The sequence below is a fragment of the Ralstonia sp. RRA genome (assembly GCF_037023145.1).
Taxonomy (GTDB): domain Bacteria; phylum Pseudomonadota; class Gammaproteobacteria; order Burkholderiales; family Burkholderiaceae; genus Ralstonia.
Map to the genome: position 1 here is coordinate 3455799 of NZ_CP146091.1, position 23795 is coordinate 3479593.

Annotated in this window: 24 protein-coding genes; 7 read left to right on the forward strand and 17 right to left on the reverse strand. The window is 64.2% G+C overall.

The annotated features are described in order from the left end of the window. Nucleotides 1-4 precede the first annotated feature (4 nt). Both V6657_RS16575 and V6657_RS16580 read right to left on the reverse strand, forming a co-directional pair. Nucleotides 5-1417, reverse strand: a complete 1413-nt coding sequence (locus V6657_RS16575; protein ID WP_048935651.1) for a hypothetical protein — start codon at nucleotides 1415-1417, stop codon at nucleotides 5-7. 247 nt (nucleotides 1418-1664) lie between these two features. Next, entirely contained in the window at nucleotides 1665-3467 is a 1803-nt protein-coding gene (locus V6657_RS16580) for a methyl-accepting chemotaxis protein (RefSeq protein ID WP_048935652.1), read from the reverse strand. Nucleotides 3468-3752: 285 nt separating this feature from the next. Here V6657_RS16580 and V6657_RS16585 point away from each other — a divergent pair, with 285 nt between their 5' ends. Together V6657_RS16585 and V6657_RS16590 are read left to right on the forward strand one after the other, a co-directional pair. Beyond that, entirely contained in the window at nucleotides 3753-4319 is a 567-nt protein-coding gene (locus V6657_RS16585) for a hypothetical protein (RefSeq protein ID WP_137884773.1), read from the forward strand. A gap of 117 nt (nucleotides 4320-4436) precedes the next feature. Beyond that, the gene (locus V6657_RS16590; protein WP_048935653.1) at nucleotides 4437-5369 is read left to right on the forward strand and encodes a sterol desaturase family protein; all 933 of its coding nucleotides are present in this window, start codon (nucleotides 4437-4439) and stop codon (nucleotides 5367-5369) included. Between the two features lie 7 nt (nucleotides 5370-5376). Here V6657_RS16590 and V6657_RS16595 read toward each other — a convergent pair whose 3' ends face one another. Then, nucleotides 5377-6258: a LysR family transcriptional regulator gene (locus V6657_RS16595; RefSeq protein ID WP_048935654.1), complete on the reverse strand. Its 882-nt coding sequence runs from the start codon at nucleotides 6256-6258 to the stop codon at nucleotides 5377-5379. Nucleotides 6259-6371: 113 nt separating this feature from the next. Here V6657_RS16595 and gstA point away from each other — a divergent pair, with 113 nt between their 5' ends. Next, complete coding sequence (gene gstA / locus V6657_RS16600; RefSeq protein ID WP_048935749.1) at nucleotides 6372-6977, forward strand: glutathione transferase GstA; 606 nt, start codon at nucleotides 6372-6374, stop codon at nucleotides 6975-6977. Between the two features lie 116 nt (nucleotides 6978-7093). Here gstA and V6657_RS16605 read toward each other — a convergent pair whose 3' ends face one another. After that, the gene (locus V6657_RS16605) at nucleotides 7094-7393 is read right to left on the reverse strand and encodes a hypothetical protein (protein WP_048935655.1); all 300 of its coding nucleotides are present in this window, start codon (nucleotides 7391-7393) and stop codon (nucleotides 7094-7096) included. 341 nt (nucleotides 7394-7734) lie between these two features. Here V6657_RS16605 and V6657_RS16610 point away from each other — a divergent pair, with 341 nt between their 5' ends. The 3 genes from V6657_RS16610 to V6657_RS16620 all read left to right on the forward strand — a co-directional run bounded on the left by V6657_RS16610 (nucleotide 7735) and on the right by V6657_RS16620 (nucleotide 9728). Next, on the forward strand, nucleotides 7735-8076 hold the full coding sequence (locus V6657_RS16610; protein WP_048935656.1) for a hypothetical protein: 342 nt from the start codon (nucleotides 7735-7737) through the stop codon (nucleotides 8074-8076). A gap of 186 nt (nucleotides 8077-8262) precedes the next feature. Next, the gene (gene pstS, locus V6657_RS16615) at nucleotides 8263-9330 is read left to right on the forward strand and encodes a phosphate ABC transporter substrate-binding protein PstS (RefSeq protein WP_048935657.1); all 1068 of its coding nucleotides are present in this window, start codon (nucleotides 8263-8265) and stop codon (nucleotides 9328-9330) included. Between the two features lie 194 nt (nucleotides 9331-9524). Further along, the gene (locus tag V6657_RS16620; RefSeq protein ID WP_048935658.1) at nucleotides 9525-9728 is read left to right on the forward strand and encodes a DUF3562 domain-containing protein; all 204 of its coding nucleotides are present in this window, start codon (nucleotides 9525-9527) and stop codon (nucleotides 9726-9728) included. 7 nt (nucleotides 9729-9735) lie between these two features. Here the strand turns inward: V6657_RS16620 and V6657_RS16625 are convergent, their stop codons facing one another. The 4 genes from V6657_RS16625 to V6657_RS16640 all read right to left on the reverse strand — a co-directional run bounded on the left by V6657_RS16625 (nucleotide 9736) and on the right by V6657_RS16640 (nucleotide 12890). Continuing rightward, the gene (locus V6657_RS16625; protein WP_048935659.1) at nucleotides 9736-10695 is read right to left on the reverse strand and encodes an alpha/beta hydrolase; all 960 of its coding nucleotides are present in this window, start codon (nucleotides 10693-10695) and stop codon (nucleotides 9736-9738) included. 66 nt (nucleotides 10696-10761) lie between these two features. Then, nucleotides 10762-11178: a hydroxyisourate hydrolase gene (gene uraH / locus V6657_RS16630; protein ID WP_048935660.1), complete on the reverse strand. Its 417-nt coding sequence runs from the start codon at nucleotides 11176-11178 to the stop codon at nucleotides 10762-10764. Nucleotides 11179-11253: 75 nt separating this feature from the next. Beyond that, on the reverse strand, nucleotides 11254-11715 hold the full coding sequence (locus tag V6657_RS16635) for a CoA-binding protein (RefSeq protein WP_048935750.1): 462 nt from the start codon (nucleotides 11713-11715) through the stop codon (nucleotides 11254-11256). A gap of 20 nt (nucleotides 11716-11735) precedes the next feature. Continuing rightward, on the reverse strand, nucleotides 11736-12890 hold the full coding sequence (locus V6657_RS16640; RefSeq protein WP_048935661.1) for an RsiV family protein: 1155 nt from the start codon (nucleotides 12888-12890) through the stop codon (nucleotides 11736-11738). Nucleotides 12891-13464: 574 nt separating this feature from the next. Between V6657_RS16640 and V6657_RS16645 the strand changes: the two genes are divergently transcribed. Beyond that, nucleotides 13465-15906, forward strand: a complete 2442-nt coding sequence (locus V6657_RS16645; RefSeq protein WP_048935662.1) for a DUF6600 domain-containing protein — start codon at nucleotides 13465-13467, stop codon at nucleotides 15904-15906. Nucleotides 15907-16018: 112 nt separating this feature from the next. Here the strand turns inward: V6657_RS16645 and V6657_RS16650 are convergent, their stop codons facing one another. From V6657_RS16650 to V6657_RS16690, 9 genes are all read right to left on the reverse strand, one after another. Next, the gene (locus V6657_RS16650; RefSeq protein ID WP_021197165.1) at nucleotides 16019-16435 is read right to left on the reverse strand and encodes a F0F1 ATP synthase subunit epsilon; all 417 of its coding nucleotides are present in this window, start codon (nucleotides 16433-16435) and stop codon (nucleotides 16019-16021) included. 91 nt (nucleotides 16436-16526) lie between these two features. Then, nucleotides 16527-17936 carry a F0F1 ATP synthase subunit beta gene (gene atpD, locus V6657_RS16655; protein ID WP_021197164.1) on the reverse strand — a complete coding sequence of 470 codons (1410 nt, stop codon included), beginning with the start codon at nucleotides 17934-17936 and terminating at the stop codon, nucleotides 16527-16529. Nucleotides 17937-17972: 36 nt separating this feature from the next. Continuing rightward, nucleotides 17973-18848, reverse strand: coding sequence for a F0F1 ATP synthase subunit gamma (gene atpG / locus V6657_RS16660; protein WP_048935663.1), 876 nt, complete (start codon nucleotides 18846-18848; stop codon nucleotides 17973-17975). A 76-nt stretch (nucleotides 18849-18924) separates the two neighbouring features. Beyond that, on the reverse strand, nucleotides 18925-20466 hold the full coding sequence (atpA, locus tag V6657_RS16665; protein ID WP_021197162.1) for a F0F1 ATP synthase subunit alpha: 1542 nt from the start codon (nucleotides 20464-20466) through the stop codon (nucleotides 18925-18927). A 73-nt stretch (nucleotides 20467-20539) separates the two neighbouring features. Next, nucleotides 20540-21076, reverse strand: coding sequence for a F0F1 ATP synthase subunit delta (locus V6657_RS16670; RefSeq protein WP_048935664.1), 537 nt, complete (start codon nucleotides 21074-21076; stop codon nucleotides 20540-20542). 2 nt (nucleotides 21077-21078) lie between these two features. Then, nucleotides 21079-21549 carry a F0F1 ATP synthase subunit B gene (locus tag V6657_RS16675; protein ID WP_048935665.1) on the reverse strand — a complete coding sequence of 157 codons (471 nt, stop codon included), beginning with the start codon at nucleotides 21547-21549 and terminating at the stop codon, nucleotides 21079-21081. 106 nt (nucleotides 21550-21655) lie between these two features. Continuing rightward, complete coding sequence (atpE, locus tag V6657_RS16680) at nucleotides 21656-21922, reverse strand: F0F1 ATP synthase subunit C (RefSeq protein ID WP_003262709.1); 267 nt, start codon at nucleotides 21920-21922, stop codon at nucleotides 21656-21658. 80 nt (nucleotides 21923-22002) lie between these two features. After that, entirely contained in the window at nucleotides 22003-22884 is an 882-nt protein-coding gene (atpB, locus tag V6657_RS16685) for a F0F1 ATP synthase subunit A (protein WP_048935666.1), read from the reverse strand. A gap of 232 nt (nucleotides 22885-23116) precedes the next feature. Continuing rightward, entirely contained in the window at nucleotides 23117-23668 is a 552-nt protein-coding gene (locus tag V6657_RS16690) for an ATP synthase subunit I (protein WP_082170302.1), read from the reverse strand. Nucleotides 23669-23795 lie beyond the last annotated feature (127 nt).

The window sequence follows — 23795 nt, forward strand, 5'->3', positions numbered from 1 at the left end:
TCCCCTAGTTGCACGTCAGCCAATTGTTGGCGTCCATGGTGCAGTTGTTGCCCCGGCCAGGCCGCGGTGGGCTCGGGTTATACGCTGGCGCTGAGTTGCTCGCCGTCGAGCAACCCCGGTAGGTGCAGTTGATAGCACGCGGGTACTGCGGCCCCGGTCCGCGCCCCTGCACGCCGGTGGGCATGCGCGCAGCCTGCGCGTTCAAAAGGGTTCCGCCCATCATTGAGCCGAGCTGCAGGCCAATCCCGATGGCGTTGCGGTACAGGGCGGCGATCGCCTCCGGTGAGATGCCGGCCTTCAACTGATCGGCGATCTGGGCACACCGCTCCGGCTGCTGGTCGCAGGCGCCGAACGTCTGGTCGAGCAGCGGGGTATTTCCGCACGAGATAAAGCGCGGATCCGGCTTAGGGAGAACACCGCAGCCGCCTGCCTGTTTCAGCGCCGCATACTGCGCCGTGGCACCGGGCCCGTCATTGGTCTGTGCCGCCGCGATATAGCGCTGCAACGTCGCACGGCATTCGGGAGTCATCGCGGCCAGGGCCTTCTCGGCCTCGGGGTTGGCCGGCTGGCCTGTGAGCTTGGCGATTGCGTCTGCCGTACCGCGGCTGTCCATGGTGAAGGGCGCAGGCAACCCATTCACGGTCGCCGCGATCTCGGGATTTGCGGCAAGGAATGCCCGGCGTTGCGCAAGGTCGTCGCCGCGGCACGGTGTGGCGATCGAATCGCGCCAGCCGATATCGCCATCGGCCAAGGTGACATTGGTGCACTGTTTGCCGTCTGCGGAGATCTCGCGGCACGCGACGTTATTGCCGTCGGCAATCGCCTTGTCGCAGACGTAGACAGCGCCGTTCACGGCCGTGATATTGGGTGGCAACACTGGCGCCGCGGCTGCCGGCGCGGATGGGGCCGGGGCTGTGGCAAACAAGCCGACGCGATCGGCGGCTGATCCGAAGCGGGCGTCGTCGCCACGCTTCATCTCTTGCAGCGCTGCAGCCCCTTCTGGAGAAGCCGCATTCGCCGCGGCATCGTAGGCACGGTCGAGTCGGGCTAGGGCGGCAGTGTAGTCGCCGCGCGCTTTGGCCATCTGCTGAGCATCGGACGCCGTTGCCGCTTCGCCGAGGGCTCTCTGCACGCCGTCGTGCGCGTTCACCACTGCGTTGGTGAGAGCGGTCGGCGACGTTCTGCCGCTCGCCCCGTTTGTGATCGACCGCCGCAACTGCTCGCGGAAGTCTGACGGCGACGACGTCTGCCGTGCAGGCGGTGCAGCGCGCTGCTGGCTCTGGCTGCTCTTGTCATAGGGCTTGTCGCAGCCCTGGTCGGTGTACTGCTGAGAACCTGGGAAGGTCTCGCACGTGTCGGCATATGCGCTAGGACTCGCCATCGCGATCAGGCATGCCGCGACGCCCGCAACAAGCAACCTCTGCGGCTTGCAGCCACCTGATGCTCCCCAGATAGACACCGCACAGCCTCCGCCAGAAAGGAATCGATTGCACCCGGTCATCTGGACACTATGCGGTCCTGCCGCAAGGCTGTCCAGCTACTCCCTGGAACCCTACCTCGCCAAACTGCGTGAACTTGGCGTTGCTTTGCCTGCGTCGATGGCCCGGGAGGTCGCTGCGTTTGCCAGCACACCGCCTCCCATGGCGGAACATGAAGCGTACGCTTTAGCCCGCGCGCAGCTTGAACAGCCCGACCGTGCGCGCCAGGCCCTGTGCCTGCTCGTTGAGCATCGCCGAGGCAGCGGTCGATTGCTCCACCAGCGCCGCGTTCTGCTGCGTGGCCTGGTCCATCTCGGCGACGCTGCGGTCGATCTGGCTGATGCCGCTGCTCTGCTCGTGCATCGCACCGTCGATCTCGCCGATGATGCGGGCGACACGCTCGATGCCGGACACGATCTCCTGCATCGTTGCGCCGGCGGCTTGCACGCGCTGCGCGCCGGTCTTCACGCTGGCTTCCGAGGCCTGGATCAGGTCTTTGATCTCGCGGGCGGCGGTGGCGCTGCGTTGGGCCAGCGTGCGCACCTCGCCGGCCACCACGGCAAAGCCGCGGCCGTTTTCGCCGGCACGGGCGGCTTCCACTGCCGCGTTGAGCGCCAGGATGTTGGTCTGGAAGGCAATGCTGTCGATCACGCCGATGATTTCGGTGATGCGTGCGGACGACTTGGCAATCTCGTCCATCGTGCTCACGGCGCTGGAGACCACCTCGCCGCCGCGCGTGGCGGCATCGCTGGCGTCGCTCGCCAGGCGCGTGGCCTGCACGGCCGCATCGGCGGAGTTCTTCACGCTGGTGGTCAGCTCGGTCAGCGCGGCAGAGGTTTCCTGCAGGTTGCTGGCCGAGACCTCGGTGCGGTTGGAGAGATCGCGGTTGCCCATTTCGATCTCGCCGGTGGCCGACTTCATGCTGTCAACGCTGGCGCGCACTTCCAGCAGCACTTCGCCAATCTTGTCGATGAAGGTGTTGAACGCGGCGCTGATCTGCGCCACTTCGTCATTGCCGACCACAGGCAGGCGGTGCGTCAGGTCACCACCGCCAGCGCCGATGGTCTCCATCGCATCGCGCACCTGCGACAGGCGGCGGAACGACTGCGACGTGAAGAACGCGGCGATCCCCACGGCGGCCAGCGTCAGCAGCACCATGGCCACGGCCAGTGCCTTGACGACGTTGCGCAAACCGGCGGTGGCTTCGGCCTTGTCCAGGGCGATCACCAGATACCAGTCGGTGCCCTGCACGGCCTGCGCCTTGAGCAGCTTGGGCGCGCCGGCCAGTTCCACTTCCAGCGGGGTGCTGGCCTTGGCGAGCGTGGCGAGCGTATCGGCATTGAGCGATGCGGCCACGTCGGTGGCCGGCTTGAGCATCAGCTTGGCGTCGGGGTGCGCGATCACCTGGCCATCCTTGGCGACCACGAAGGCGAGGCTGGACGGCGTGGGGTGCACGGCCGCCACCACTTCACGCACGCCGTCGAGCGGCACGGCGCCCGAGATGGCGCCGGTCGTTTCACCGTTGTGCACGAGCGGTGTGGCAAACGACACGTACTGCACACCGGTCGACACATCGCCGTAGGGCTTGGTCACGAGCAGCTTGCCGGCTTCAATGGCCTGCTTGTACCAGGGCCGCACCGTCGGGTCGTAGTCCTTGGGCGTGGTGGAGCTGGTGGAGAAGAACGTCTTGTCCGTCCAGCCGATGGTGATGATGGGGAAGCCATTGGCATTGCCCATGTGCTTGCCGAAGCCCTGCGGGTCGCCGTGCTCGACCACCTCCGCGGTGGCCTTCACGGCCTGCGCCTTGGCGGCCACCCACTTGTCGATGGCGAGCGTGTTGCCGCTGGCGATGGCGGCGAGGTTCTGGTCGATGGATTCCATCGTATTGCTGCGCACGATGGAATACGTGGCGGCGCCGGACAGCGCCAGGGCGCCGATCACGGTGGCCGACGAGATGAGGAGAATGCGGGTCCGAAGAGAGGAGATCATGATTCTTCTAGGTGGAATATGTCCTGCGTGAATCAGACTGCGTACGACGTACAGCGCTCGGTGCTGCCGTTGCGCCCTCCAGAACGGCGAACCGCGGGCTGTTGGGGGCCACTGAGCAAGCTACGGCAGTGTTGGAGCGAACTTGAGGCACAAAGGAGGAACGGCACCCCCAACGTATGAGGGGTATGTGCGCGCAGTGGGGTTGTTGTGTGAGTGCGCCGAAGTCAACAATGTCAGGTGCCCAGGCATCACGGGCCCTCGCCCCTCCTCGGACAACCGTCACGCATGCAAAAAATTCTTTTGGCCCTCGCTCTGCTTCTGTCCGCCTCAGTTGCCCGCGCCGGACTTGATATCACCGCGCTCAGCGGCCTGACCCAAGTCACCGCACCCACCCTCGATTCCGATGGCCAACCACAGGGAACGAACCAGGTGATCCTGTCCCCGGTCGACTTCCCCGAGCGTTTCGACGACCTGCAAAGCGGCACGGTCTACGCGTTCAAGTCGTCGTTTGCGTTTCGCGCGGGATCGTATTCGGGCCACAACGCCTGGCGAAATGAACTCGCCAAGCTGGCCGGCTACAAGGCGAGCCCATACGAATTCCGCGGCAAGACGGAGCTTCGATACGACGCCACTGCTTGGAGGCTTCAGCAGGGGCCGTTCTGGGAGTTGATCAATTTCTCCGACGCAGAAGGCGTCATCGGCCCAATCGCCTGCAAGAAGGTCTATCAGGACTTCGTCCAGTACAGCGAAGCGGCTGAAAAGCATCCGGACCCGTATTTCAAGGAGTCCTACGCCGACTGGAAAAAGGCCTTTGAGATGTGCGCCGACAACGGTGCCATCGTGTTTCATTGATAGACGTGGCAGTCCGGCGAAAGCCGATAGGCTGCCCCCGCTTTCTGGCGTTCCCTCGGATTGTGGGCACCTGAGCGTTGCGGTAGTGTCCTTGGCACCCCACCGGAGCCCCGCGCCATGGCCGTGCTGTTCACCATCCTCAAGATTGCTGTCGTGATCGTGCTGGTGTCGTCACTGGCCGAGGCGCTTGCGCTGTCGTTCCTGCGTGGCTGGGGCAACTATGACTGGAAAGCCGCTGGCGTGTCGGTGGTCGATTTCCTGGTGCGCGAGTACCCACTACGCTGGCTGGTACCGATGGCGTTCTGGGTGCACGGCCTGGACTGGGTCTACCAGCACCGCCTATGGACCCTGCCAATGGACAACTGGATCGGCTGGGCCGCCTGCTTTCTCGGCCAGGAGTTCTGCTACTACTGGTACCACCGCGCCGCGCACCGCGTGCGCTGGTTCTGGTGCACCCACGCCGTCCACCACTCGCCCAATGACCTGAACCTGTCGGCTGCCTACCGCTTCGGGTGGACGGGCAAGTTGACCGGCACCCTGCTCTTCTTCTCGCTGGCGCCGCTGCTGGGCATGCCACCGCGCATCGTGCTGATGCTGCTGTCGCTGAACCTGCTGTACCAGTTCTGGATTCACGCTACGTGGATTCCGCGCCTCGGCCCGCTGGAGTGGCTCCTGAACACGCCGTCGGCACACCGCGTGCACCACGCAGCCAACCTGGAATACCTCGACGGCAACTACGGCGGCGTGCTGATCATCTTCGACCGCCTGTTCGGCACCTACATCCCCGAGCGCAAAGAGGTGCCCTGCCGTTACGGCCTGGTGCACCCGCTGCGCACATACAACCTGCTGACCATCGAGTTCAGCCAGTGGCGCGGGTTGTGGCGGGACCTGAAGACCGCCCGCTCCGCACGCGACGTGTTCGGCTACCTGTTCGGCCCGCCGGGCTGGCGGCCCGACGGCAACGGCGAGACGACAGAGGATTTGCGCCGGCGTGCCGCGCTGGTTGCCGACGAGGGCGACGTTGTGCCAACCACGGCCATCGCCAACTGACCACGCCTCAAGGCATGCGCAACACCTGCGCCAGATGCCCATACACGGTCGCGATCCGCCGCAGGTGGCGCGACTCCGGATGCGTCAGCAGCCACAGTTCTGACTGGTTTGCATCCTGCAAATCCCGCAGCGACACCAGATCACTGCGCGCCTGCGCCATCACCACAGGAAGAATGGCGATGCCCGACCCCATCGCCACCATCTCCGCCGCGATCTGCAGGCTGTTGACGAAATACGTGGGGACCACCTTGGGGAAGTGCCGCTTGCGCCAGGCCACGGAGGGGTGCTCCGGAATCGCATCGTCAATGGCAATCCACGGCACGCGGCCCGCTTCCACGTCGGCATACGTGGTGTCGCAACCGCGCCCCGCATAGAGACCCACGCGAATCGACCCCAGGTGTTTGCCGACCAAGTGCTGCGGCGGGCGGCGGGTAGCGCGCACGGCGATATCGGCATCGCGCCGAGTCAGGCTCGCCAGCTCGTTGCTCACGCGCAGATCATAGGTCAGGTTTGGGTGCTGGGCCCGCAACGCCTTCAACGCGGGGGCCACCAGGCCGACCAGGATGGTGTCGGTGGTGGTAATGCGCACCGTGCCCGACACCTGATCCGGTGCAGCATGCACGGCAGAGCGCGCATCCTCCAGCGCGGCCTCCACCTGCTCCGCTCGCTCTGCCAATGATTGCGCCAGCTCGTTTGCCAGATACCCCGTACGCGAGCGCGCAAACAGCGATTGCCCAAGCCCCCGTTCGATACGCTGCAGAGACCGGAACACGGTGGACGCATCCACGCCCAGCCGATCGCCCGCTGCCGCCAGCGTGCCAGTACGCACCATCGCCAGCACGACTTCCAGGTCAGCGGCGCTCAGCCGGTATTGCGTTTCTGCATGCATGGTTTTCTCTGTCGCCTATTTCATTGGCATGAATGCAATCCTACAGTGTCGACACCGCTGCCGCTGGCGATGACCCCCGGTGGCATCTCAACCTGTTCAACGAGAAAACGATCATGAAGCTCTATTACTCCGCCGGTGCCTGCTCGCTGGCTGTGCACATCGCCCTGCGTGAAGTCGGCGCCAAGTTTGACGTGACCTCGGTCGACCTTACCAAGCACCTGACCGCTGATGGCGCCGATTTCTACACGATCTCGCCGCGCGGCTACGTGCCACTGCTGGAGCTGGCCGACGGCTCACGCCACACCGAAGCCGCTGCGCTGCTGCAATACGTGGCCGACCTCGACCCGACCCAGGCACTCATCGGCAAGGCCGGCAGCGCACGCCGCCTGGCCGTGATCGAATGGCTGACCTTTGTCAGCACCGAACTGCACAAGGGCTTTGGCCCGCTCTGGTACAAGGAAACGCCCGACGTCACACGCCAAGGCGCCAAAGACAAACTGGCCAAGCGCTTTGCTGAACTGGATGCCCGCCTGGCCAAGCAGCCGTATCTGGCGGAGGACTACAGCGTGGCCGACGCCTATGCCTTTACGGTGCTGAACTGGGCCAACTTCCTGGCGCTGCCGATGGGTGCATATCCGAATGTGCAGGCGTACATGGCACGGGTGGGTGCACGGGCCGCGGTGCAGGAGGCGATGAAGGTGGAAGGACTGGTGAAGTAACGCGCGACTGCGTTGCTGCGAATGCGAAGCGCTGGGCTGCGAGGTCCGGCGCTTTTTTGTTTTGGTACATGGCTTCCCCGCCCGTCTTCGGGGAGAGCGTCAGGATGGTCTTCTCGTTATTGCGGTTTCACCGCCGCCAACACATCCCAGTCTTGCGGATCGAGTTGGCATCCCTCAAGCGTTAGCAGCACGTACGCGCCGAGCGCTTCCAGAAACCCCGCGCGATAGTCCAACGACAACTGGCCGACGTTGTAGTCGAGCGCCTCGCGTAGCAATGCCGGATGGAACTGGCGTTGCTGCGAAAGGGTTTTCTGTGTGCGTTGGAGGAAGCGTCGCAGCGCGAGTGCACCGGCTTGGTATTGCGTGGGTGGGGAGGGGTAAGACGCGGGCTGTGGCCCGCTTTGCTGATTTGGCATGATGCCTCCTTGGGGTTGAAGGAGGCCCGCCTTCTCGGCGCTAAACGAGGGTGGCGGGCCCGACGATGGTGTTAGCGACCCGGCCCCCAAGGAAACCGGTAGACCCGAAGGTCTCACCACCCGGCCCGCCAAAGTAGGCGCGAACGGAAGCAGCAGTGCGATTGCATGTAGCAATCGTCCGCCTTGGTGTTTCGGGTCGCTAAACCAGGCTGCCGTTGGTGCGGCAGCACGGCGATTATAGAGGGCGGCTATTTGGTCACGCTAACCATCGAACAAAACTAGGCGATGTCCGATGGCGGTGGCACCATCTGCTTATTTCGTGGTCCTCTATCGCGCCCCCCATGCCCTTGGTCTTTGGCCCCAAAAATTCCAGATACACCTATACGGGGAGTCCGTGCCCGCATAGCGATCTGGCTTTTCATTCCGATGCTGAAACGCTCAACGCCGCGCTGCGCGAATACGAGGCCCACTTCGGCGTGACGATCGTCCCGCACGTGGATGCAAAGGACGCCATTGAAAAATTCGGCGAGAAGTATTTCCTACATACCGACAATGCCAGTGGCGTCAGCCAACTCGTCGATATCCATGTAATTCGTGGCGGCGAAGAACTCTGCATCAAGCAGGACGTTTCATTCGCATTGAAAGCCACGGATCTCGTAGAAATGGGCGACCTCATTTGCTGAGCTCGCGAGGGCACGTCGACCTAATCAAAACCGCCTAATCCACCCCCTACTCCGCCCAACGTTTGCGGAACGCCTTACAACACATCCCCTTGTTGTAGATGGGCTCTATCAACGCAGCATGCCGCGTTGTCACACGCGCGTCGCTACAATTTCAGGTTTCGCCCTTTGCTGTCCGCAGGTCTTCCCATGTTCAAGCACGCTGTTCTGGCCCTGGCCCTGGCCGTTGTCGCCGCAGGCTTACCCGCCCTCGCTCGCGCTGAGGTTCGTGGAGCGGGGTCGACCGCTGCTGCGCCGGTCTATCGCGTCTGGTCGGCGGGGTATGCCGCGTCGTCGGGCATCACGCTCAACTACGACGCTGTGGGCTCGGGTGAAGGCATCAAGCGCATCCGCGCGGGCTCGGTGGATTTCGGTGCGTCGGACGTGCCACTGTCTTCAGCAGACGCGGCCAAGGCGGGCCTGGTGTGCGTGCCGTCGGTGGTGACGGGCGCGGTGCCGTTCATCAACGTGCCGGGCGTGGCGCGCGGCCAGCTCAAGCTGACGGGCGAAGCGCTGGCCCACATCTTCCTGGGCAAGATCGATAGCTGGGACGCGCCGGAGTTGCGTGCGCTGAACCCGGGTGTGGCGCTGCCCAAGCTGAAGGTTCGCCTCGTGGTGCGCGCCGATGGTTCGGGCACCACATACCACTTCACCGATTACCTGAGCGCAGTCAGCGCAGACTGGAAGAGCACCTACGGCACCAAGTCGACCATTGCCTGGCCAGCGGACACCATCGGCGCCAAGGGCAGCGGTGATGTGGTCAAGGCCGTGCAGGCCACCCCCGGCGCCATCGGCTATGTCGACTACAACTACATCCTCGACAACGACCTGAACGCCGTGCAGTTGCGCAACGCCTCCGGCCACTTTGTCAGCCCGCAGGTGAGCGGCTTCCGCGAGGCCGTGGTGCAGAGCGCCTGGAACCGCAAGGGTGAATTCACCGCGCCGCTGGTCAACCTGCCGGGCGCAGAGACCTGGCCGATCACCATGGGCACCTTCATCGTGGTGCCGGCCGTGAGCCAGTCCGGCCCCCGCACGCTGGCGGCGTTGAAGTTTCTGACATGGGGCTACTTCCACGGCGATGAGCTGGCCGCCAAGGCCAAATTCGTGCCGCTGCCCGAGCGCGTTCAGGCGATTGCGTATCGTGAGTTGGCACGCATTACCGATGCGTCGGGTGCCGCCATCGGCCTGCAGAGCATGCCCGCAAACTGGGGCAAATAAGCGGTAAATGCGTCTTGCCGGTGCAGTCTTTGCACTGGCAACGGCATCGCAGTAGCACCATTTTGATGCTGCGCAGACAGCACGCTGAAAGCTTTGCAACAGGGCTGGATTGTTCCTGCACGTTACCTATAGTGGTCACTCGTCGCGCGAACCAGCCGCGCATGTCACTGCCACAGCAACGACGGGGAACAGCAATGGGCACCGCCATCGCAGACCAGGACGAACAGATCGACAAGATCGCACACGACACCGGTGCACCTGCTGATCTCGTCCGCGCTCAGTACCAGGAAACCATGCGCGCATTGTCGGCGGATGCCAGCGTGCATGACTACCTCTCGTTGTTCGTCACACGGCGCGTGCTGGCGGCGTTCCGCCAGCGCCGCGCACCGCAACGCTAGTCCCTGCTTATTCCTCGCTGATCATCCCGACGAATGCGTGCGCCGCACGGCGCATCCATTCGCGTGCACGCTCGGCGTCGGGTTGGATGCGCGCAAAGCCATGCGTCATGCCTGACGCTTCAATGGTGATGACCTGCGCGCCGTGCTGCACGAGGTAGTCGGCGTAGTGCAGGCCGTCGTCGCGCAGCACATCATGCGCAGCCACGATGACCACCGTGTCGGGCGGCGTGTACTTCGGCGGCTGTGCCATCAAATAGATGCGCCCGTCCTGCTCGGCCAACGATTTGGCGAGCGCTTCGGCGCCGATGAACTTCTCCCAGTACCAGCGCATCTCGTCGCGCGTGAGGCCGGGGCCTTGCGCGAAGGCGTTGTAGCTCTCGCTGCCGAAGGCGGGTGTGCTCACCGGGTAGACCAGCAGCTGCGCGTTGACGAGTCCCGGACGCACGGTCGCGTGCACGGCCTGTGTGGCCTGCACCGCGAGGTGGCCGCCCGCGCTGTCGCCGCCAACAGCCAGGAATTCGGTATCGAACCCGAGGCTCGCACGCTGCTCAGCCAGGTACGCAAGCGCATCCCGCGCGTCATCGGCCGGCGCTGGAAACGGATGTTCAGGGGCGAGGCGATAGTCGACGCTGACGACCGCACAGCCGGTGTCCTGCGCGAGTAACGTTGCCAGCAGGCGATGCGTCGTGCGCGGCGCGCCCACCACCCAGCCGCCGCCGTGAAACCACACCAGCATGCGCGGCTTGGCCACGTGCTTCGGACGAAAGACGATCGCATCCAGCGTGCGGCCCGGCAGCGGCAGGCTCAGGTCGGACGCTTCAACGCTGTCCGGATCGGGTCGATTGGAGAGCGCGGCAATCGCCTCGAAACGCTCGCGTTGGGCGGGGGCATCTTCGGGCGCAGGCAGAGCGCCAAAGCGCTCGGCAATGCGTTGATAGAACTGCAGGATCTGCGGATCGACGGCCATGGTGCGGGTGCTTCGTGCAAGTTTCGATGACCGTCGAAGTGTAGCGCGTGGGCTTCAGCGGCCGCCTTAACTTCCGCGATACGTCGAGAACCCGAATGGGCTGAGCAGCAGCGGGATGTGATAGTGCTGCGTCGCGTCCTCGACCTGGAAGACGACCGGCACCTCAGGGAAGAACGTGGGCGTGCGGTGGGCGCTGAAGTAGTCTGCGGTGTGGAAGGTCACGCGGTAGTCGCCAACGGCGAGCAGTTGTCCTGCCGGCAGCAGTTCCTTGATGCGGCCATCGGCATCGGTCGTACCGTGCGCAACGGTGTGCCACGCGCCTTGCTCGCGCACGTCGAGCGTGACGCGCACCGCCGCAGCGGGGATGCCGGTTTGCTGGTCAAGCACGTGCACGCTCAGTTGGCCTTCAGCAGCATTGGCCAAAGACGCGAGAGACGATGCGGTGGCCAGCGCGGCGGCCATGATCCCGTGTCGAAAACGCATGGTGGGCTCCTTGAAAGGTGGGAGCTCCAAGCCTAGTCAAACGCGTTCGGCCTGCTGTGACAAACCATGACGCGTTCAGGAGCGCTCGCCGATGCCGAGTCGCCAGTGCTCGATCTTGGTACAGCGGTCCTGCACAGCTGGAATGCCGGCCGCGCGCGCAACGGCCATTGCCTCATCGTTGACGATGCCAAGCTGCACCCAGATGCCGCCCACGCCCACGGCAATGGCTTCCTGCACAACAGGCAGCACTTGCTCTGCGCGACGGAAGATGTCGACCAGATCGATGCGCTGGCCAGCGGCCGCCAGTGTGGTTGCCGCTTCGGCCAGCGTGGCGTAACACGGTTCGCCGAGCACATCTTCGCCGGCGTGCTGCGGGTTGACCGGCACGATGCGATAGCCGGCCTGCTGCAGATAGCGCGCCACGTCATAGCTCGGCCGCGTGGGGCGCGGCGAGAGGCCCACCACGGCGATGGTCTTGCCGGACAGCAGCCGGCGCATGGTGGCTTGTTCGTCGACGTAGGAAGGATTGGCGGACATGGCAAATGGAAAGCGCGTGTTCAGGTGGTGGGCCGCCTGCACGCGGCTCCCAGATCATCGACCCGCACGGCGGCACGGAAAGCGCCCGACGAATACGGGCCCACTTCATACGGCCCGTAGTGCACGACGATGCGGTCTCCTTGGAGCGTAAACGGAAACGCCGGGTTACGCAGATCCTTCTCTTTGAGCACGCCACGCGTGGCTTCGGGCGCGCCTTCGCGCTTGAGCGCGTCGACGATCTGCGTGTTGAAACTCTGCAGGCAGGCGGGCGTGGGGTTGAGCACATCGGCCAGGGTGATCGGCTGGAAGCCCTGCCCGCCGCGTCGCCAGTTGCCCGCCGTGAAGCCGTAGTTGCCGTGCGCGCCACCGCTGTACGCCCAGACCATGCGCAGCAGGCTCACCGTGTCGCCCAGGCCGACGGCGCTGATGCGGATGACGCATTCGGTGTCGTACTGGTCGCAGCGGTTGATGCGCAGCGATTGCACCAGCGCATCGACGGCCGCATCGCCGGTCACAGGGTAGCGCTCGGTGATGGTGGCCTGGCCGGCGGCGCCGGTCACTTCGCGATAGCGTGCCGCGCGCTTGAGCGTGAAAGGCTGGCTGCGGCCGCCGTCGCTCCAGGTGCCGGTGGCGGCGGTGCCGTCAGCCGACAGCGCGCCGGAGAGCGTGCCGCCCTCGCGCACCATGGGCTGGCCGCTGGGGTCGAGTGCATCGGCACGCTCACGCCACACGAAGCGGCGTTCGGGCGCGTTGCGGCCTTCGATGGTCCACATGGCGCGGCCTTGGGGGCGGTCATCGTAGGCGTCGCCGGTGAGCGTGTCTGCGACGGGGTCCTTGTCCTGGTCACGTGCCTTGGGGGGCGGGTCGTACACGCTCAGCCAGATGTTCCAGCCGGGGCTATCGGCACCCTTGCCCACAGTGCCTTGCCAGAAGGCGCCAGCGTGGCGCTCACGTGGCTCCTGCGGTTTTGCAAGGGGGGGGCTTGGCGTGGAAGCAACAGGTGCAGAGGCTGCAGGCGCACTTGCGGGCGCGGTAGACGGCGCAGAGGCCGCTTCGCCCGCGGCATGTGCCGAACCGACCGCGCAGACTGCCGCCATCAAGGTAACAAAAACGCCGCCTCCGGCCGATTTCCGTGCCGCCGAATGCGCCAGACAAGGCACCGTCTGCCTGTGCATGCTTCCCTCCTATGACCCAACACCCAGACTGGTCCGCGCGTGGCAGGCCCGCCTATCCTCAAGCCCCGCGCCCCTGCGCGGCAAAGTCGTGGGACTGTGCAGGTGCAGCAGACGTTCCCCAGAGCGTGTTTTCAAGCGCTTTTTGCATCACGCCAGATGGGTTCTTACAGCACTTGCATTCGATTGCAATCCGACACACTTTGTTACGCCTTGGGGTCCCCTCGTCGCCCACAATGCCTCGGCACGCGACGCCTTTGTGTCCAATTGTTGTGCGCCAGCCGGGTTTTCTTCCCAGCAATGCGGCGCGCGCCAGACACGGTTGCGTTGCAAGGTTACCCCTCCCTTTCGAATTGACCCCTCGAAGGGATTTCCCGTCCGCGCGGTGCTCCCCGGCCCGCGCGCTTTTTTTTGCCTGCGCAATTTGCGCAGCACCCCTCACGCGTGAGCACAGTCCGTGCCGCCGCATGGTCACCCCGATACACGCCCTTACAAAGCCAGGTCGACCCTTCGCCGCCTGCTGCGTTTAATGGAGACATCCACGCGGCGCGCGCCGCCACAAAAACGAGGGCTCATCATGTCCACTCCATCCCGTCGTTCTCTCCGTCTCCCCGGTGTGCGGCTGCCGCACGTGTTGCGCGCCGTGGGGATTGCCGCCGTGCTGCTGGTCTGTGGGTCGCGCGCTGCGCTGGCCGCCGATCCGGCTTCGCGCGTCGCGCGGCTGTCTGACTTTTCGGGTGCGGTGAGCTTTGCGCCTGCCGGCTCCGACGACTGGGCCGGGGCCACGCTCAACCGCCCGTTCACAACCGGCGACCGCCTGTGGTCCGACCAGGGCAGCCGCAGCGAACTGCACGTTGGTTCCACGGCGCTGCGCCTGGGGCAAAACACCGGCGCCACGCTGGTCGACCTGGATGACCGCAATACGCAAGTCAAGCTGACACAAGGCGCCTTGTCGGTACGCGTGCGGGCGTTGCCGCCCGATCAGACCATCGAAATCGATACGCCCAACCTCGCGTTCAGACCGCAGGCGCCGGGTGAGTACCGCCTCGACGTGGCCCCCGATGGCTCCAGCACCACCGTGACTGTCTGGCACGGTCAGGGCACGGCCTACGGCGACGATCGCTCGACACCGCTGGGCGCTGGCCAGCAGATCCGCTTTGGCGGCACCGACCTGGCCGAGGCCGGTGGCATGGACAACCCGGGCCGCGACGGCTTCGATCGCTGGGCCGAATCGCGCGACGCGCGCGAAGATGCGTCCATCTCGGCCCGCTACGTCGGCCGCGAAATGACCGGCTATGAAGCCCTGGACGGCTACGGCTCATGGCGTGAAGAAGACGGCTACGGCGCCGTATGGGTGCCGAGCGCGATACCAGCCGGCTGGGCGCCCTATCGCACGGGCCACTGGGCATGGGTCGCACCTTGGGGCTGGACCTGGGTTGACGATCAGCCGTGGGGCTTCGCGCCGTTCCACTATGGCCGCTGGGCCTATGTGGGCGCGACGTGGTGCTGGGTGCCGGGGCCGGTGGTACCGCGCCCGGTGTATGCGCCGGCGCTGGTCGGTTTTGTGGGCGGAGGCGGTGGCGGCGGTGTCAGCTGGGGGATCAACATCTCGATTGGCTCACCGGGCGTCGCGTGGTTCCCACTGGCTCCGGGCGAGGCGTATCGCCCCGTGTATGCCGCCAGCCCCACCTACGTCACCAACATCAACAAGACGGTGGTGGTGAACAACGTCACGGTCAACAAGACCATCATCAACAACAACGTGACCAACATCACCAATGTGAACCGGGTCACGTACGTCAACGCCAACAACCCCGCCGCGCTGACGGCCGTACCCGCCAAGACGTTCGTGAGCGGCCAGCCAGTCGGCCCTGCCATGACGACGCTGCGCCCGGAACAGATGCGCGCACAGCTGGCGCATGCGCGGATTGTGTCAACGCCCGCGCTGGCACCGGTGAAGGCAAGCCTAGTGGGCGCGGCCGCCGCCAATGGCGCGCATCCGTTGCCGCCGGCACAGGTGTTCTCGCGTCAAGCCATTGCCGTGCGCGCACCGCAGGCGCCCGCTGGCGGTCATGACGCGTTGGCCGAGCGTTTCCACTCGCAAGGCGGAGCGCTACCGGGTGCCGGCCCAGCGTGGACCGGCGGTAACGCAGGTGCGCGCGTTGCACCGGTGCGCGGGCAGCCCAACGAAGCAACGCTGCCCGCGCCAGCAGCTGCGCAGGCAGCGGGTCTACGTTTGACGCGTGCCGCATCCAATGAGCCCACACGCGCAGGCAACGAACCAGGTCGTCCGCCGGAGCAGCACGGTCCGAGCGGTGTAAATAGTCCGAATGGTCCGCAGGGGCTGATGGGGTCGCCGAACCCGCAAGGTGCACAGGCACCGCACGGCGCTCAGCCTGGCGCTGGTCCGCAAGCGCTGATGGCGCCCGGCACGATCAATCGCCCACGCCCGCTGCCCGGCGCAGCCGCACCGCAGGAGCGCCCGGGGCAACCGCAAGCCGGACAGGCACCGCAAGGCCCGGCCGGGATGACGACGCGTCCACCACAGCACGACGGCGCACCCGGTACACCGCGTGACGAACGTCGCGCCTTCGAGCCGCGCCCGCAACTGCCGCAGACCGCCACGCAGGCACCGCAACCTCAACCGCAGCGCGGTGGCCAGGAGCCGAATCGCTTCACCGGCAATCCGGCGCCGGCGATGCAAGAGCGCCCGCATAACGAGCCGCCGCAGATGCGCGCACGCCCCGAGCCCGAGCAGCGTCCGCCTGTGCAACACATGGAAGCCCCGCGTCCGGCGCCCCAGCCACACGTTGTGGAGATGCGCCCACCGCAACCCCAACCCCAGCCGCGCGCACCGGAATTCCACCCGCCGCAACCGCAGCCTCAACAGCGTCCGCCAGAAGCCCGGCCGCCCCAACCGCAACCCCAGGCGCAGCCACCGCATCAGGAACATCATGAGGGTCAGCCGCATCCGCAAGGCGGCAACCGGGGTGAAGAGAAGCACGAAGAGCACCACTGACCCACGCGCCCGCCATCCGTCCGTACCCAGTGAGCGGGCGAAAAAAAAGCAGCCCTTTCGGGGCTGCTTTTTCGTCTGGACCGGCCGATGACACCAACCGGTACACACTGCCTTAGCGCTTGCGACGCAGGCGAGCGATTGCTGCCAACTGCGCAGCAGCCACGGCCAGTTCACCTTGGGCACGAGCCAGATCGATGTCGCTGCTTTGGTTCTGCAGCGCCTCTTCGGCCGCACGCTTGGCTTCGTTCGCCTTGGCTTCGTCCAGGTCGTGACCGCGGATCGCGGTATCGGCCAGCACGGTCACCTTCTTCGGCTGCACTTCGAGAATGCCACCGGCAACGAACACGAACTCTTCGCCGCCGTCTTCCTTCTCGATGCGCACGGCGCCCGGCTTGATGCGCGTGATCAGCGGCGTGTGGCCGGGCAGAATGCCCAGCTCACCAGCCTCGCCAGGCAGTGCCACGAACTTGGCATTGCCGGAGAAGATCTCGTGCTCAGCGCTGACGACGTCTACATGAATGGTTGCCATCTCGATTCCTTTGCTCAGAAAAGCGGCTTCCTGAATGGACTTCAGGAAGCCAGTACTGGCTTTGGCTTACGCACAAGGCCAGACGTCGCTCTTACTGGAGCTTCTTGGCCTTCTCGAAGGCTTCGTCGATCGAGCCGACCATGTAGAACGCTTGTTCCGGCAGGTGATCGCACTCGCCGTCCACCAGCATCTTGAAGCCGCGGATGGTTTCCTTCAGCGGCACGTACTTGCCCGGCGAACCCGTGAACACTTCTGCAACGTGGAACGGCTGCGACAGGAAACGCTGGATCTTACGGGCGCGGCCCACAGCCAGCTTGTCTTCCGGCGACAGTTCGTCCATGCCCAGAATCGCGATGATGTCGCGCAGTTCCTTGTAGCGCTGCAGCGTCTTCTTCACGCGGTCGGCGACTTCGTAGTGCTCTTGGCCCACGACTTGCGGGTCGAGCTGACGCGAGGTCGAGTCGAGCGGATCCACTGCGGGGTAGATACCCAGTGCAGCGATGTCACGCGACAGCACGACGGTCGAGTCCAGGTGCAGGAAGGTCGTTGCCGGCGACGGGTCGGTCAAGTCATCGGCAGGCACGTACACGGCCTGGATCGACGTGATCGAGCCGGTCTTGGTCGACGTAATACGTTCCTGCAGCTTGCCCATTTCTTCAGCCAGCGTCGGCTGATAGCCCACGGCGGAAGGCATACGGCCCAGCAGTGCCGACACTTCGGTACCGGCCAGCGTGTAGCGGTAGATGTTGTCGACGAAGAACAGGATGTCACGGCCTTCGTCGCGGAAGCGCTCGGCCATCGTCAGGCCGGTCAGCGCCACGCGCAGACGGTTGCCCGGCGGCTCGTTCATCTGGCCGAACACCATGGCCACCTTGTCGAGCACGTTGGAGTCCTTCATTTCGTGGTAGAAGTCGTTGCCCTCACGGGTACGCTCGCCCACGCCAGCAAACACCGACAAGCCCGAGTGCTGCTTGGCGATGTTGTTGATCAGCTCCATCATGTTCACGGTCTTGCCGACGCCGGCGCCGCCGAACAGACCCACCTTACCGCCCTTGGCGAACGGGCAGACCAGGTCGATCACCTTGATGCCGGTTTCCAGCAGGTCCACCGACGGCGACAGTTCGTCGAACTTCGGGGCCTTTTGGTGAATCGCGCGCTTTTCGTCGCAGGCGATCGGGCCGGCTTCGTCGATCGGACGACCCAGCACGTCCATGATGCGGCCCAGCGTGCCGTGACCGACCGGCACCGAGATCGGCGCGCCGGTGGTGGCCACGCGCATACCGCGACGCAGACCGTCGGACGAACCCAGTGCAATGGTACGCACCACGCCGTCGCCCAGCTGTTGTTGCACTTCGAAGGTCAGGCCCTTCTCGGCGAACGAGGCTTCGTTGCTGTCATCCAGCACCAGCGCGTCGTAAACCTTCGGCATCGCGTCGCGCGGGAACTGAATGTCCACCACGGCGCCGATGCACTGCACGATATTTCCGTTTGCGATACTCATGTGTATCTCCAATAACTTAATGCTTTGCCGTGGGCGTCAGACCGCTGCCGCGCCGCTGACGATTTCGGACAGTTCCTTCGTGATCGCTGCCTGACGGGTCTTGTTGTAGACCAGTTGCAGTTCGCCGATCACGTTCTTCGCGTTGTCCGAAGCCGCCTTCATTGCCACCATCCGGGCCGATTGCTCGGAAGCCATGTTCTCGGCCACCGCCTGGTACACCAGCGCCTCGACATAGCGGATCAGCAGCTCGTCGACCACCGTCTGTGCGTCCGGCTCGTAGATGTAGTCCCACGAGTAGGCTTGCTTCTCGGCGTCGCTCTGCGTCAGCTTGTCGGCCGTGAGCGGCAGCAGCTGCTCAACCACCGGCTCCTGCTTCATCGTGTTGATGAAGCGGGTGTACGCGAGGTACACGGCATCGATCTCGCCAGCGTTGAACGCGTCGAGCTGAACCTTGATCGCGCCGATCAGCTTTTCCAGATGCGGCGTGTCGCCCAGGTGCACGACGTTCGAGACGACCTTCGCGCCGATACGGCCCAGGAACTGCATGCCCTTGGTACCGATGGCCGTGGCCTGCGTCTCGATGCCCTTGCCCTGCTGCTCGCGCAGCTGGTTGGTGACGGCGCGCAGCACGTTGGTGTTCAAGCCACCGCACAGGCCCTTGTCCGTCGTCACCACGATCAGGCCGGCACGCTTGATGTCGCGCGCCACCATGAACGGGTGCTTGTACTCCGGATTGGCCTGCGCCATGTGCGCAGCCACGTTGCGGATCTTCTCGGCATACGGGCGGGCAGCACGCATCCGCTCCTGCGCCTTGCGCATCTTGGATGCGGCGACCATTTCCATCGCCTTGGTGATCTTGCGCGTGTTTTGCACGCTCTTGATCTTGGTGCGGATTTCTTTTGTTCCGGCCATTTCTTTCTCTCCGTTCAGACCTGACCACACAGGTCGAATTTCTCAACCTCGGTGGCCAGTTCCAGAAATGACACGATTAGAACGCGGCGGACTTCTTGAAATCCTCGATCGCGGCACGCAGAGCGGCCTCATCGTCCTTCGACAGATCCTTCGTATCTTCGATGCGGTTGATGAGATCGGCGTACTTCGTCTTCAACGTGTCGTGCAGGCCCTTTTCGAAAGCCAGGATGTCCTTCACGTCCACGTTGTCGAGGAAGCCGTTGTTGGCTGCGTACAGCGACGCGGCCAGCTGCCACACCTGCAGCGGCTGGTATTGCGGCTGCTTGAGCAGTTCGGTCACGCGGCGGCCGCGCTCGAGCTGCTTGCGGGTCGCTTCGTCCAGATCCGACGCGAACTGCGCGAACGCAGCCAGTTCACGGTACTGGGCCAGGTCGGTACGGATACCGCCGGACAGCTTCTTGATGACCTTGGTCTGCGCAGCACCACCCACACGCGACACCGAGATACCGGCGTTGATAGCGGGGCGCACACCTGCGTTGAACAGGTCGGTTTCCAGGAAGATCTGGCCGTCGGTAATCGAGATCACGTTGGTCGGCACGAACGCGGACACGTCGCCGGCCTGCGTTTCGATCACGGGCAGTGCGGTCAGCGAACCGGTCTTGCCCTTGACTTCACCGTTGGTGATCTTTTCGATGTGGTCAGCGTTCACACGAGCAGCACGCTCCAGCAGACGCGAGTGCAGGTAGAACACGTCGCCCGGGTAGGCTTCACGGCCCGGCGGGCGGCGCAGCAGCAGCGAAACCTGACGGTAGGCCCAAGCTTGCTTGGTCAGATCGTCATACACGATCAGGGCGTCTTCACCGCGGTCGCGGAAATATTCGCCCATCGTGCAGCCGGCGTAGGCCGACAGGTACTGCATGGCAGCGGAATCCGAAGCGGCAGCAGCCACCACGATCGTGTATTCCAGCGCGCCGTGCTCTTCCAGCTTGCGCACCACGTTGGCGATCGTCGAAGCCTTCTGGCCGATTGCCACGTACACGCAGAAGATGCCCTTGCCCTTCTGGTTGATGATGGCGTCGACGGCCACGGCGGTCTTGCCGGTCTGGCGGTCGCCAATGATCAGCTCACGCTGGCCACGGCCGATCGGCACCATGGCGTCGATCGACTTCAGGCCGGTCTGCACCGGCTGGCTCACCGACTGACGTGCGATCACGCCCGGAGCGACCTTCTCGATCACGTCCGTCTTCTTGGCGTTGATCGGGCCCTTGCCGTCGATCGGCTGGCCCAGCGCGTTCACCACGCGGCCCAGCAGTTCCGGACCAACCGGCACTTCCAGAATGCGGCCGGTGCACTTGACTTCCTGGCCTTCGGAAATGTGCTCGTACTCACCCAGAATCACGGCGCCGACGGAGTCGCGCTCGAGGTTCAGCGCGAGGCCGAACGTGTTGCCCGGGAATTCCAGCATTTCGCCTTGCATCACGCCCGACAGGCCATGAATGCGGCAGATGCCGTCCGTCACGGAGATAACCGTGCCGGTGTTCTTTGCGTCAGCGCCAGCCTTCAAGCCCTCGATACGGGTCTTGATCAGGTCGCTGATCTCGGAGGGGTTCAGTTGCATCGAATGCTCCTAATTCTTCAATCTGTCCGCGGGCGGTTTACCTTGGCCTCGCGGAGCAGCCGAGGTGCTGTCATTAAGCGGCGGTCAGCGCAGACTGCATCTGCGTCAGGCGCGCGCGCACCGAGGTGTCGAGCACTTCGTCGCCAATCTGCACACGCACGCCGCCGATCAACGAAGGATCGACGCTCACGTGAGCCTGCAGCTTCTTGCCGAACTTGCGTTCGAGCGTGGCGACCAGTTCGGTCAGGGGCGCGCCCTCAAGCGGGAACGCACTGGTGATCTCGACGTCGGCGGCGCCTTCGCTGGCATTCCGCAGCACATGGAATTGCGCGGCAATTTCCGGCAGCAGCGACAGGCGCTTGTTGGCCACCAGCAGGCCAACCAGTTCCTTTGCCTCATGCGACACCGGAGATTTCAACGCCGACAGGAAGATCCCCGCCACATCGGCTTTGGAGAGCTTCGGATCATCGGCGACTGCCTTCATGTCGGGCACGGCGGCGACTTGCCCCATTTCCGACACGAGCTCAGACCATGCACCCAGATTGCCGGCCTTCGCTACGCGAAACAGCGCCTCTGCGTACGGACGGGCAACGGTTGCGAGTTCTGCCATGATTACAGCTCAGCCTTGAGTTGATTGAGCAGATCAGCGTGGACCTGCGCATTGACTTCACGCTTGAGGATCTGCTCGGCACCCTTGACGGCCAGCGTGGCAACCTGGTCACGCAGCGACTCACGCGCGCGCACGGTTTGCTGCTCGGCTTCTGCCTTGGCTTGCGCGATGATGCGCGCGGCTTCGGCTTGGGCGTTTTGCTTGATCTCGTCGGCGCTCATCTGGGCACGCTTTTCAGCGTCCGCGATGCGCTGCGCGCCTTCATTGCGCGCTTCGGTCAGTGCCTGCTCGACCCGCTTGTTGGCCAGCTCCAGCTCAGCCTTGCCCTTATCGGCAGCGGCCAGGCCATCGGCAATTTTCTTTGCGCGTTCGTCGAGCGCCTTCACCAGGGGCGGCCAAATGAACTTGGCAACAACCCACCACAGGATGAAGAACACGACCATCTGCGCAACGAGTGTGGCGTTCAGGTTCATGGTGTGTTCCTTTCGGTATTGAGACTACGGATCAATGCACGAAGCGGCGAGGGTCACGCGTTGCGTTCACCCAGGCCGCCTCCGGCATCATGCAGACCGAAAAGAATTACTTGATGACCGACAGCAGCGGGTTGGCGAACGCGAACAGCATGGCCACACCAACGCCGATCAGGAATGCCGCGTCGATCAGGCCAGCCAGCAGGAACATCTTGGTTTGCAGCGGGTTCATCAGCTCAGGCTGACGTGCGCAGGCTTCGATGTACTTGCCGCCCATCAGTGCGATGCCGAGGCAGGCGCCGATAGCACCCAGGCCGATGATGATGCCGATACCGATGGCGGTCAGACCTTGGATGTTGGCGAGAAATGCTTGCATGATGACTCCCTTTTACGTGAAAGACTAAGAACTTAGGAACTTGAAAAAACCAAACGGAACCGGAGAACCTGAACCGCTACTTAGTGGTGATCATGTGCCTGGCCGATGTACACCAGCGTCAGCATCATGAAAATGAACGCCTGCAGCAGAACGATCAGGATGTGGAAGATCGCCCAGACTGCACCGGCCACCACGTGACCTACGAAACCCAGCGCCGAGAAATCAGCACCGAACGTCCAGATCGAGCCAAGCAGCGCGATCAGCAGGAACACCAGTTCGCCCGCGTACATGTTGCCGAACAACCGCATGCCCAGCGACACAGCCTTGGCGAGGAATTCAATGATGTTGAGGATCAGGTTGAACGGCGCGAGGTACCACTTGGCGCCGAACGGGGCGGAGAGCAGCTCGTGTGCGAAGCCGCCCGCACCCTTGATCTTGAAGCTGTAGTAGATCATCAGGATCAGCACAGCGAACGACATGCCGAAGGTGCCGTTCAGGTCAGCCGTGGCCACGGCGCGATGGTGCGGCACGTGCAGACCGAAGGAGCCCAGCAGATGGTTGACGCCGGTCACCCAATCCACCGGGATCAAGTCGACCGCGTTCATCAGCGTGACCCACACGAAGACCATCAGGGCCAGCGGAGCGATCCAGGAGCGATCGCCGTGGATGATGCCCTTGGCCTGGTCGTCGACCATCTCGACAACCAGTTCAACAAACGCTTGGAAACGGCCAGGAACGCCGGAGGTGACACGGCGCGCAGCCATGCCGAGGAAGATGATGCCGATGGCGCCCATCAACACGGACCAGAACATCGTGTCCCAGTTGATGACGGAGAAGTCGACGACCGACATCTGCTTGCCGCCGACGCTATTGAAATTCTGCAAATGCTCCGCGATATACGCGGAAGGCGTGAGAGCGTGCTCGGCGGCGTGGCCGGCGGCTTCTGCGACTTCAGTTGCCATGATGATTCAGTCCAATATTGCGAAACATTCTTCGTGACCCGTTCTTGCTCGCGCCCGATGCTCAACAGGTTTCCCTGGAGATCGCGGACTGCACGCAGCCGGAACGCGCCACCTTATTCTTGCGGAGTGTCAGTGCAATGAACCGGGCCTCTCCTGCCTCAGGTTCCTGCCGTCTTCCGACACCTTCCGTGCCTGCCGCAACGCTGCAGGCTGGGGTTCGTCCATCACCGCATCAACGCAGCGCGAGACCAACCCAGTACATCTTGAGCGCCAGGATCAAGGTGATCAGCAAAGGCGGCCAGTGCAGCCCCTTGAACATCACCACCACAATCACCAGCAGTGCGACCGTGCCGAGCACCTTGATCGCTTCGCCCACCACCAGACGGGCGATGGACTCGAACCCCATGGCCGTCGACAGTCGCATCGCGAACCATGCCGAAGGCACCACGCACACACCGCCCCCCAAGAGGGCCGACAACGCAGCTTGGCCTGCCGACGCAGCGCCTGTGCCCGCGAACCAGCTGCCGACATACCATCCGAGCGCACACAACAGTGTGATGGCCACCTGGCCGAGCACGATGGAGAAAGGCGTGATACGCGAAGCCCGCAGGGCCTGCTCGCCGAACATGGCAACCGCTTCGTCATGTGAGAGCACATGCACCGGCGGTTCCGCCTTCCCTGCGTCATCATCCCAATCGTCGTGCTCCGGAGCCTGCGCCGACGTGGGTCGGGCGGCTTCGAACGAAGCGTAAGAATCGGGCCGTTGCCGCGTGGCTGGCTGCATGGAAGAATGGTCTTTCATCATGCCGCACCGCTTTGGGTCAGGCGGATTTAAAACCGCACGATTCTACGGGACATGGCGTTCACCAGTCAACGCGCAAGCGAACGGTCGTGCGGGCGCCTTCGACAGC

Excerpts from the sequence above, each read along its gene's own strand:
- V6657_RS16580 (WP_048935652.1), bottom strand. The coding sequence starts at position 3,467 with ATGATCTCCTCTCTTCGGACCCGCATTCTCCTCATCTCGTCGGCCACC.
- V6657_RS16585 (WP_137884773.1), top strand. The coding sequence starts at position 3,753 with ATGCAAAAAATTCTTTTGGCCCTCGCTCTGCTTCTGTCCGCCTCAGTT.
- V6657_RS16590 (WP_048935653.1), top strand. The coding sequence starts at position 4,437 with ATGGCCGTGCTGTTCACCATCCTCAAGATTGCTGTCGTGATCGTGCTG.
- V6657_RS16595 (WP_048935654.1), bottom strand. The coding sequence starts at position 6,258 with ATGCATGCAGAAACGCAATACCGGCTGAGCGCCGCTGACCTGGAAGTC.
- gstA (WP_048935749.1), top strand. The coding sequence starts at position 6,372 with ATGAAGCTCTATTACTCCGCCGGTGCCTGCTCGCTGGCTGTGCACATC.
- V6657_RS16605 (WP_048935655.1), bottom strand. The coding sequence starts at position 7,393 with ATGCCAAATCAGCAAAGCGGGCCACAGCCCGCGTCTTACCCCTCCCCA.
- V6657_RS16610 (WP_048935656.1), top strand. The coding sequence starts at position 7,735 with ATGCCCTTGGTCTTTGGCCCCAAAAATTCCAGATACACCTATACGGGG.
- pstS (WP_048935657.1), top strand. The coding sequence starts at position 8,263 with ATGTTCAAGCACGCTGTTCTGGCCCTGGCCCTGGCCGTTGTCGCCGCA.
- V6657_RS16620 (WP_048935658.1), top strand. The coding sequence starts at position 9,525 with ATGGGCACCGCCATCGCAGACCAGGACGAACAGATCGACAAGATCGCA.
- V6657_RS16625 (WP_048935659.1), bottom strand. The coding sequence starts at position 10,695 with ATGGCCGTCGATCCGCAGATCCTGCAGTTCTATCAACGCATTGCCGAG.
- uraH (WP_048935660.1), bottom strand. The coding sequence starts at position 11,178 with ATGCGTTTTCGACACGGGATCATGGCCGCCGCGCTGGCCACCGCATCG.
- V6657_RS16635 (WP_048935750.1), bottom strand. The coding sequence starts at position 11,715 with ATGTCCGCCAATCCTTCCTACGTCGACGAACAAGCCACCATGCGCCGG.
- V6657_RS16640 (WP_048935661.1), bottom strand. The coding sequence starts at position 12,890 with ATGCACAGGCAGACGGTGCCTTGTCTGGCGCATTCGGCGGCACGGAAA.
- V6657_RS16645 (WP_048935662.1), top strand. The coding sequence starts at position 13,465 with ATGTCCACTCCATCCCGTCGTTCTCTCCGTCTCCCCGGTGTGCGGCTG.
- V6657_RS16650 (WP_021197165.1), bottom strand. The coding sequence starts at position 16,435 with ATGGCAACCATTCATGTAGACGTCGTCAGCGCTGAGCACGAGATCTTC.
- atpD (WP_021197164.1), bottom strand. The coding sequence starts at position 17,936 with ATGAGTATCGCAAACGGAAATATCGTGCAGTGCATCGGCGCCGTGGTG.
- atpG (WP_048935663.1), bottom strand. The coding sequence starts at position 18,848 with ATGGCCGGAACAAAAGAAATCCGCACCAAGATCAAGAGCGTGCAAAAC.
- atpA (WP_021197162.1), bottom strand. The coding sequence starts at position 20,466 with ATGCAACTGAACCCCTCCGAGATCAGCGACCTGATCAAGACCCGTATC.
- V6657_RS16670 (WP_048935664.1), bottom strand. The coding sequence starts at position 21,076 with ATGGCAGAACTCGCAACCGTTGCCCGTCCGTACGCAGAGGCGCTGTTT.
- V6657_RS16675 (WP_048935665.1), bottom strand. The coding sequence starts at position 21,549 with ATGAACCTGAACGCCACACTCGTTGCGCAGATGGTCGTGTTCTTCATC.
- atpE (WP_003262709.1), bottom strand. The coding sequence starts at position 21,922 with ATGCAAGCATTTCTCGCCAACATCCAAGGTCTGACCGCCATCGGTATC.
- atpB (WP_048935666.1), bottom strand. The coding sequence starts at position 22,884 with ATGGCAACTGAAGTCGCAGAAGCCGCCGGCCACGCCGCCGAGCACGCT.
- V6657_RS16690 (WP_082170302.1), bottom strand. The coding sequence starts at position 23,668 with ATGCAGCCAGCCACGCGGCAACGGCCCGATTCTTACGCTTCGTTCGAA.